Origin of the sequence: Shimia aestuarii (assembly GCF_022814865.1) — a bacterium.
Taxonomy (GTDB): Bacteria; Pseudomonadota; Alphaproteobacteria; order Rhodobacterales; family Rhodobacteraceae; genus Shimia; species Shimia aestuarii_A.
The window spans coordinates 19,219-27,097 of sequence record NZ_JAKVRD010000030.1 but is presented as its reverse complement, the minus strand read 5'-3'; the positions used below and the strand labels follow the sequence as shown (position 1 = coordinate 27,097).

Sequence of the window (7,879 nt, the reverse complement as noted above, 5' to 3'; positions counted from 1 at the left end):
AAGGATCATTTAGGTTTCAGTCTCAACCCGGCCGGGCAATGTTGGGCGTCTCTCTCATGCCCGTGTCCGACTTGGTATGAGGGTAATATCCCCCTTGAATGGGGCGCGATTTGGGCGCGTTTGGTGCTATTTCAAAGCGAAGTGACTTTTTTCAAGAAGTTCTTTTAATGTATTGATTTAATTTGATAATTTTTCACATCTGGACGATTTCGCAGTGTTGATTTTCCCGTTTCCACTGGAATCTGGGCAATTTCGTCATGATTTCTATGGATGGTTCTCGATTTCCGGATCGCTTTCTGGGAAACTCCACAAGATGGATATGCGGTTTAGATCACTGATTATCTCTATGATTGTATTCATAGCGTGTGCTTCCTTGATATCGACCGCGTTTGCGCAGTCCCCACCCCCGTTCAAAGACTTTAGTGCAAAACGTGTGAAAGCGCCGAAGAAGGGGGCGATACCGAAGATTGATGTGCAGATTCGACCGGAAACAGAACAGCCCGCGGAGGTTGAATCATCCGCTCCTTCACAAGATCGCTCTAGCGAAGCGCGATACGGTTGGTTCTGGGAAGGGGTTTCGCCAAGTCTTGCCGAGATGAGACCGGGGCGCCTTGCCGATGCTCTGCGCCAGATCGCACAGCCGCCCGACGGGCAGGGGGTGAGCGTGATGCGACTGCAAGACTTGCAGGATATCGCGACAGCGTATCAAGCCGAAATACTGATCGCGACGGTTGGCACAAAGGTATCTCCAGCGCTCGCCTTATCCGTGATCGCGGTCGAATCCTCTGGGCGCACTCAGGCAAGAAGCCAAGCGGGAGCGCAGGGTTTGATGCAACTTATGCCTGATACGGTGGCGCGTTTTGATGTGCAGGATCCTCTGTCTGCAGGCGACAACATCCGCGGTGGCGTGGCGTTCCTTGACCTTTTGATGGAACGTTTCGACCGGGATCCAGTGCTTGTACTCGCGGGCTACAACGCGGGAGAGAGCGCCGTACGCAAAGCTGACGGTGTTCCGGACTTCGCTGAGACAAGGGACTACGTACCGAAGGTGCTTGCAACCTATGCTGTCGCACGAGGCCTTTGCCAAACGCCACCCGAGTTGATCTCGGATGGCTGTGTTTTTGTCTCGCGCTAGTCAGATCAGCAGTTGGGCACATTGACGGCCAAGCCGCCGAGCGAGGTCTCTTTATACTTCTCGTGCATGTCCTGCCCGGTTTGCCGCATGGTTTCAATCACGGCATCCAAGGGAACAAAGTGTGTGCCATCGCCACGCAGAGCGAGTGAGGCGGCCGAAACGGCTTTGATCGCGCCGAGGCCATTGCGTTCAATGCAAGGCACCTGAACGAGGCCTTTTACGGGATCGCAGGTCATGCCGAGGTGATGCTCAAGAGCGATTTCCGCAGCATTCTCGACTTGTTCCGGCGTGCCTCCCATTACGGCGCAAAGCCCTGCCGCCGCCATTGCAGAGGCCGAGCCGACCTCGGCCTGACACCCAGCCTCTGCGCCTGAGATGGACGCATTGAACTTGACCAGGCCCCCAATTGCCGCCGCCGTAAGAAGGAACTCGTCGATTCGTGAGGCGGTTGCTCCGGGAACGTGGTCTAGCCAATAGCGGATCACAGCGGGCAGCACACCGGCCGCTCCGTTTGTCGGAGCCGTGACCACCTGACCGCCGGCAGCGTTCTCCTCGTTGACCGCCATCGCATATGCGCTCATCCAATCATTGATCGTATGCGGTGCGGAGAGGTTCATGCCGCGCTCTGCCATCAGGGATTCATGAATCGCCTTGGCGCGGCGTTTGACACCGAGGCCACCGGGGAGCGTTCCTTCCGTCGTCAGCCCGCGCTCGATGCAGGCATTCATGACATCCCAGATACGTGCCGCACCCTTGGCAAAGCTCACGGGGCATCCGCGCGCGATCTCGTTGGCCTTCTTCATTTCCGCGATGGATTTTCCCGAGTGCGCCGCCATCTCAAGCATCTCGACGGCCGATTTGAACGGGTAAGGGATGGGCGGGCCTTCGTCTGTATCCTTGCCTGCTGCCAGCTCTGCTTCGGTCATGACGAATCCGCCGCCGATGGAGTAGTAGGTTTCCTGAAGGATGACGTCTCCCTGTGCGTCGGTCGCCATCAGGATCATACCGTTGGCATGGCCGGGTAGCGCCGGACCGAAATCAAAGCGCAAGTCCACTTTGGGGTCGAATGTTAACGGTCCGAGACCTTCAGGGTGGACCTGGCAGGTCTCGTGGATTGTCGCCAAAGCGGTTTCGGCTTTCTCGGCGTCGTAGCTGTCGGGTTCGAACCCCGCGAGGCCGAGGATCGTCGCACGGTCCGTTGCGTGTCCAACCCCTGTGAAGGCGAGAGAGCCATGTAGCGATGCACGCAGGCCGTGGCATTCAAAGGGGGCTGCGCGCATTCTGTCGAGGAAACGCGCTGCGGCGACCATCGGCCCCATCGTGTGCGACGAGGATGGGCCGACGCCGATCTTGAACATATCAAAAACAGAGAGGAACATTTAGAGCGCCACTCCTTCGGGCGGGTTGGGAAAAGCGGGCTTCGTGAAAGGACATGGAGCCATGCCTTCCGCGCGGATCAGGGCGACGACACTGTCGCGGTTTTCAAGGCTGCTGGCCATATCGAGTAAGCCTGGGTAGGAGGCGAGGGAGAACCAAGACGTATCACCGGCAGGGTATATGGCCATCCATCGCAGGATCGCAGCTAGGTAGAGGTCAAGAAGGCTCGGTGTGGTTCCGTTGAACCAAGCGTGGCCTTCATTCGCGAGAATGTCGAGTAGGCGTAGGCTTTCCAATAGATTGCTACGCGCGCCCGCACGCAGGGCTGAAATGGAGGCATCGTTGTTTCCGGCATAGATCTGCGGGTAGAAGGTCAGCCGCAAATTCGCATGAACCGTGTTCGATATATAAAAGAGCCAGCTCAGGAAGGGGCCTCGTGCTGGATCATCCGTGTCGGGGGCAAGTCGGCCAAAGCGATCCGCAAGGTAGAGCAAGATTGCTGCTGTCTCAAACAGGGCGCCGTCCGGTGTTTCAAGTGCGGGGATTTTCGCGGCAGGATTGATGGCGCGGAATGCGTCACTTCTCTGGGCTTGCGCCGCGCGGTCAACGAGCACCGTTTCGTAGGTCACACCAAGTTCTTCGAGCGCAAGGCGCACGATAAGGGAGGCATTGTCCGGGGCATAATGTAGGCGCAGCGTTTCCAGCATGAGAAAAGGATATGCGCGCCTTCGGTGTTTGCTCGGTCGCAAAGCGACATATCGCCTCGAATTCACGGCTGAGTGGGGTGGATTTCACAGCCTCTTCAAAGAGAGTTCTCGCATAAAACGCTAGTTTGCTTCTCTATTCCCCAAGTATAACCGGCAAGTCACCAATTCCTCGTGGCCCTATCCGCGCAACTTTCCTATAAACTTCCCAACACCAAATCAGGGAGTCGCCGTATGTCCGGAGAGTTGTCACCGATCGACAAGGCCAAGTTTGTCGCCGCCAAGAAAGCCACCGACTTTGTAGAAGACGGGATGCGCGTTGGGCTTGGCACGGGGTCGACCGCCGCATGGCTTGTTCGTTGCCTTGGCGAGATGGTGCGTGATGATGGTTTGCGGATCAAGGGGGTGCCAACCTCGACCCGCACGGCCGAGCTTGCACGGGAAGTCGGTATCGAGGTGGTGAGTCTCGACGAGGCCAAGTGGCTTGATGTGACGATTGATGGCGCGGACGAGTTTGACGGTGACCTCAATCTCATCAAAGGCGGCGGCGGTGCGCTCTTGCAAGAAAAGATCGTTGCGACGGCTTCGGATCAAATGGTCGTGATCGCTGACATCGGCAAAGAGGTTGAAACACTCGGTGCCTTCCCACTTCCCGTCGAAGTTATTCCGTTTGGTTGGCAGACCACGCAGGCGCTGATTGAGGAAACCCTTGTGGGTATGGATGTCCTTGGACGCAACTCGACCCTGCGTATGAATGGGGAGAGCCCGTTCGTGACAGATGAAGGCAATCACATTCTGGACCTGCACCTGAAACGGATCGGCGACGCGCGCCAGTTGGCGCTTGTTCTGAATCAGATGCCTGGTGTGGTTGAAAACGGCCTTTTCATAGATATCTGTGACGCGGTCATTGTCGGCTATGGCGATGGGCGCGCGGAAGTGCGTGATATCAATGCCGGCACGATCGAAGAGAGCATGCTCGACTTTGCAGAGAGCGAGAACCTCTTCACGGATCTGTTGGATTAAGGACGAAGCATGGCTTTCGATTATGATCTCTTTGTCATCGGTGGTGGCTCCGGTGGCGTCAGGGCCGCGCGCGTTGCGGCACAGGATGGCGCAAAGGTCGCGTTGGCAGAAGAAGACCGTTATGGCGGGACCTGTGTGATCCGGGGCTGCGTCCCTAAGAAATTGATGGTCTTCGCAAGTGAATACGCGGGCGTTGTCGAGGACGCGAAGTCTTATGGTTGGGCTATTGAACCCGGGCAATTCGACTGGGACGTTTTCCGTGGCCGTTTGAATGATGAGTTAGACCGCCTTGAGAATGTCTACCGCAATCTGCTCAAGAATAGCGGTGTCGAAACCTTCGACCAACGGGCGCACTTGGAAGATGCGCATACAGTGGTTCTCGCTGATGGCACCAAGAAAACGGCCAAGCACATCCTGCTGGCGACAGGCGGGCGCCCGGTCAAGCCGGGTGTGCCGGGAGATGAACTTGGCATCACATCCAATGATATCTTCCACCTCGATGAATTGCCCGAGTCGATCCTTATCGTTGGCGGCGGATATATCGCTAGTGAGTTCGCAGGCATTCTGAACGGTTTGGGCGTCGACGTGACGCAATACTACCGTGGGGCGCAGATCCTGCGTGGCTTTGATGGTGAGGCTCGTGGTCTTGTCAGCGAAGAGATGTGCCAGCGTGGCGTGAACCTGCATCTTGGTACGGATATCATCGACCTTCAGCAGGAAGGCGACAAGATCCGTGTGCGAGCCACCAACGGCAAGGAAGCTCTCTTTGACAAGGTGATGTTCGCGACGGGTCGGGCTCCGAATACCGAAGGCCTCGGCCTTGCGGAGATCGGCGTTGAACTTGGCCGAAAAGGCGAGGTTATTGTCGATGACTATAGCCAGACGGCCGTCCCATCGATCTATGCCATTGGGGATGTGACCGATCGCGTCAACCTCACACCGGTGGCGATCCGAGAAGGGATGGCATTCGTCGAAACGGTCTTCAAAGGCAATCCGACCAAGCCCGATCATGACTTGATCCCGACCGCGATTTTCACGCAACCAGAGATGGGGACCGTGGGGCTTTCGGAAGAAGATGCACGCGATCAGGAACCGATCGAGGTCTACGCCACGAGCTTCAAGCCTATGCAACAGAGTTTTGCCGGGCGTAGCGAACGTGTCCTTATGAAACTCGTTGTCAGCCAGAAGACCCGCAAGGTTCTCGGGTGTCATATCGTGGCGCCGGGGGCGGGAGAAATGATCCAACTCGCCGGTATTGCGGTCAAGATGGGGGCGACAAAAGAAGATTTTGACCGCACTGTCGCTGTACACCCGACAATGTCGGAAGAGCTTGTTACGATGAAGACCCCCGTGCGAACGGGTTGAATTTTGCCGGGCGCAGCACAGTTTAATGTCATGTGCCAAGGACGTGAGAAAGAAAGGGATGAACCTTAATGGCTGGGAATAGTGGCGGCCCCTGGGGCGGCGGCGGACATCAGGGGGGCGGTGGAAACCGCGGCAACAATGGTAGCGGCGGTGGTCGCGGCCCGGGCGATGATGGCCCGCAAATCCCCGACATCGACGAATTGATGAAGAAGGGTCAAGACCAACTGCGCGTGCTCATGGGCGGACGCGGCGGGTCTGGCAATGGCCAAAATGGCGGGCGCCGTCCTTCTGGTGGTGGCATCGGGCGCGGCGGTATCCTGATCGGCCTCGCAGCGGTCGTGGTGCTCTGGGCCTCGCAGAGTTTCTACACGGTTAAGCCGGAAGAACTTTCTGTTGAACTGTTCCTCGGTGACTATTCGAGCACGGGTCAACCCGGCTTGAACTTTGCGCCTTGGCCTGTAGTCACCAAAGAGGTTGTTCCGGTCACGCGGGAACAGAACGAAGACATTGGTGTGGGCGCACGTGGATCCGACGCCGGGCTTATGCTGACGGGTGATGAGAACATCGTTGATATTGATTTCCAAGTTGTCTGGAACATCAATGACCCTGCCGAGTACCTCTTCAACCTGCGCGATCCGCGCACCACGATCCGCGCGGTATCCGAGTCGGCGATGCGCGAGATTATCGCCCAATCCGACCTTGCGCCGATCCTCAACCGCGACCGTGGTGTGATCGCTGGTCGTCTTCAGGACCTGATTCAAGAGACGCTCGATAGCTATGACTCGGGCGTGAACATCGTGCGTGTGAACTTTGACAAGGCTGACCCGCCGGAGACGGTGATCGATGCTTTCCGCGAAGTGCAAGCCGCAGAGCAAGAACGTGACCGGATCGAGAAAGAGGCGGATGCTTATGCGAACCGGGTTCTCGCGGGCGCGCGCGGTGAAGCTGCGCAGGTGCTTGAAGAGGCCGAAGGCTACCGCGCTCAGGTCGTGAACGAAGCCGAAGGTGATGCAAGCCGTTTCCTTGCGGTCCTTACAGAGTACCAGAAGGCTCCCGAAGTGACCCGCAAGCGTCTCTACCTTGAAACTATGGAAGAAGTGCTCGGTCGCGTCGACAAGATCATCATCGACGAGCAGCAAACTGGTCAGGGCGTCGTGCCCTACCTGCCGCTCAACGAACTTCGGAAGGGGAACAACTGATGCGGAAAACCACTTATCTTCTCCCCGTTTTCGTGATCGCGGCGGTGGTTGCACTATCGTCCGTGTTCATCGTCGACGAACGTGAAAAGGCGCTCGTGCTGCAGTTCGGGCGCGTGGTTGATGTCAAGGAAGACCCCGGTCTCTCCTTCAAGATACCGCTCATCCAAGAGGTTGTCCGCTATGACGACCGTATCCTGAGCCGTGATGTGGACCCGATCGAAGTTACGCCGTCGGATGATCGTCGCCTCGTCGTTGATGCCTTTGCGCGGTATCGCATCATTGATGTCCGCCAGTTCCGTCAGGCTGTTGGTCCCGGCGGTATCCCGGCTGCAGATGCAAAGGTCGATGGTATTTTGCGCGACTCTCTCCGGGAGGTTCTCGGTCAGGTGTCGTCTAACGACATCCTGAGCTCGGACCGTGCAGCTCTTATGCTGCGGATCCGCAACGGCGCGTATGACTCCGCCCTCGGCCTTGGCGTCGAGATCATCGACGTGCGCCTCAAGCGCACCGACCTGCCGCGCGAAAACCTGGACGCGACCTTCGCGCGTATGCGCGCAGAACGTGAGCGGGAAGCGACGGACGAACGGGCCCGTGGTGAAGAAGCCGCACAACGCGTGCGCGCGCAAGCGGAACGCACCGTGGTTGAGCTTGTCTCTGATGCACAGCGCCAATCGGAGATCATCCGAGGCGAGGCAGATGCACTGAGCAACGCGATCTTTGCAGAGGCGTTCGGTGAGGATCCAGAGTTCTTTGAATTCTACCGTTCGCTCCGCGCGTATCGCGGTGCGCTTCGGGGCGAGAACTCGACCATGGTCATGTCGCCGGATAGCGAGTTCTTCAACTACTTGAAGTCCGACAAACCGGCCCAATGATCGGGATCGCACTACTCGCAATCGGCCTCGTGCTGATTATTGAGGGGCTGGTGTATGCACTGGCCCCTTCGCTTGTGGAGCAACTGCTTGAGGCACTCCGTGCGCTACCCGAGGAGCAACGCAGAATGCTTGGCCTCGCAGCGCTCGCTTTGGGCGTATTCCTGGTGTGGCTCGCCAAATCACTTGGAGCGTAACAATTCTCAC

At 57.6% G+C, this 7,879-nt stretch carries 8 protein-coding genes; 6 read left to right on the top strand and 2 right to left on the bottom strand.

Going from position 1 to position 7,879, the window contains the following annotated elements; genetic code table 11:
* Positions 1 to 214: 214 nt before the first annotated feature.
* On the top strand, positions 215 to 1,135 hold the full coding sequence (locus tag MK745_RS18670) for a lytic transglycosylase domain-containing protein (RefSeq protein WP_347813663.1): 921 nt from the start codon (positions 215 to 217) through the stop codon (positions 1,133 to 1,135).
* A gap of 5 nt (positions 1,136 to 1,140) precedes the next feature.
* Here MK745_RS18670 and MK745_RS18665 read toward each other — a convergent pair whose 3' ends face one another.
* Together MK745_RS18665 and MK745_RS18660 are read right to left on the bottom strand one after the other, a co-directional pair.
* On the bottom strand, positions 1,141 to 2,514 hold the full coding sequence (locus MK745_RS18665; protein WP_243614715.1) for an L-serine ammonia-lyase: 1,374 nt from the start codon (positions 2,512 to 2,514) through the stop codon (positions 1,141 to 1,143).
* Positions 2,515 to 3,219, bottom strand: a complete 705-nt coding sequence (locus MK745_RS18660; protein ID WP_243614714.1) for a glutathione S-transferase family protein — start codon at positions 3,217 to 3,219, stop codon at positions 2,515 to 2,517.
* Positions 3,220 to 3,450: 231 nt separating this feature from the next.
* On the opposite strand from MK745_RS18660, the gene rpiA reads away from it, so the two are divergent.
* The 5 genes from rpiA to MK745_RS18635 all read left to right on the top strand — a co-directional run bounded on the left by rpiA (position 3,451) and on the right by MK745_RS18635 (position 7,869).
* Positions 3,451 to 4,239 (top strand): ribose-5-phosphate isomerase RpiA, encoded by a 789-nt coding sequence (gene rpiA, locus MK745_RS18655; RefSeq protein ID WP_243614713.1) that lies wholly within the window; start codon positions 3,451 to 3,453, stop codon positions 4,237 to 4,239.
* Positions 4,240 to 4,248: 9 nt separating this feature from the next.
* On the top strand, positions 4,249 to 5,604 hold the full coding sequence (gor, locus tag MK745_RS18650; protein WP_243614712.1) for a glutathione-disulfide reductase: 1,356 nt from the start codon (positions 4,249 to 4,251) through the stop codon (positions 5,602 to 5,604).
* Between the two features lie 68 nt (positions 5,605 to 5,672).
* A complete protein-coding gene (hflK, locus tag MK745_RS18645; RefSeq protein ID WP_243614711.1) occupies positions 5,673 to 6,803 on the top strand; it encodes an FtsH protease activity modulator HflK in 1,131 nt (376 codons plus the stop codon).
* The gene (hflC, locus tag MK745_RS18640; protein ID WP_243614710.1) at positions 6,803 to 7,675 is read left to right on the top strand and encodes a protease modulator HflC; all 873 of its coding nucleotides are present in this window, start codon (positions 6,803 to 6,805) and stop codon (positions 7,673 to 7,675) included. The genes hflK and hflC overlap by 1 nt, the downstream gene beginning before the upstream one ends.
* Positions 7,672 to 7,869, top strand: a complete 198-nt coding sequence (locus tag MK745_RS18635; RefSeq protein ID WP_243614709.1) for a DUF2065 domain-containing protein — start codon at positions 7,672 to 7,674, stop codon at positions 7,867 to 7,869. The genes hflC and MK745_RS18635 overlap by 4 nt, the downstream gene beginning before the upstream one ends.
* Positions 7,870 to 7,879 lie beyond the last annotated feature (10 nt).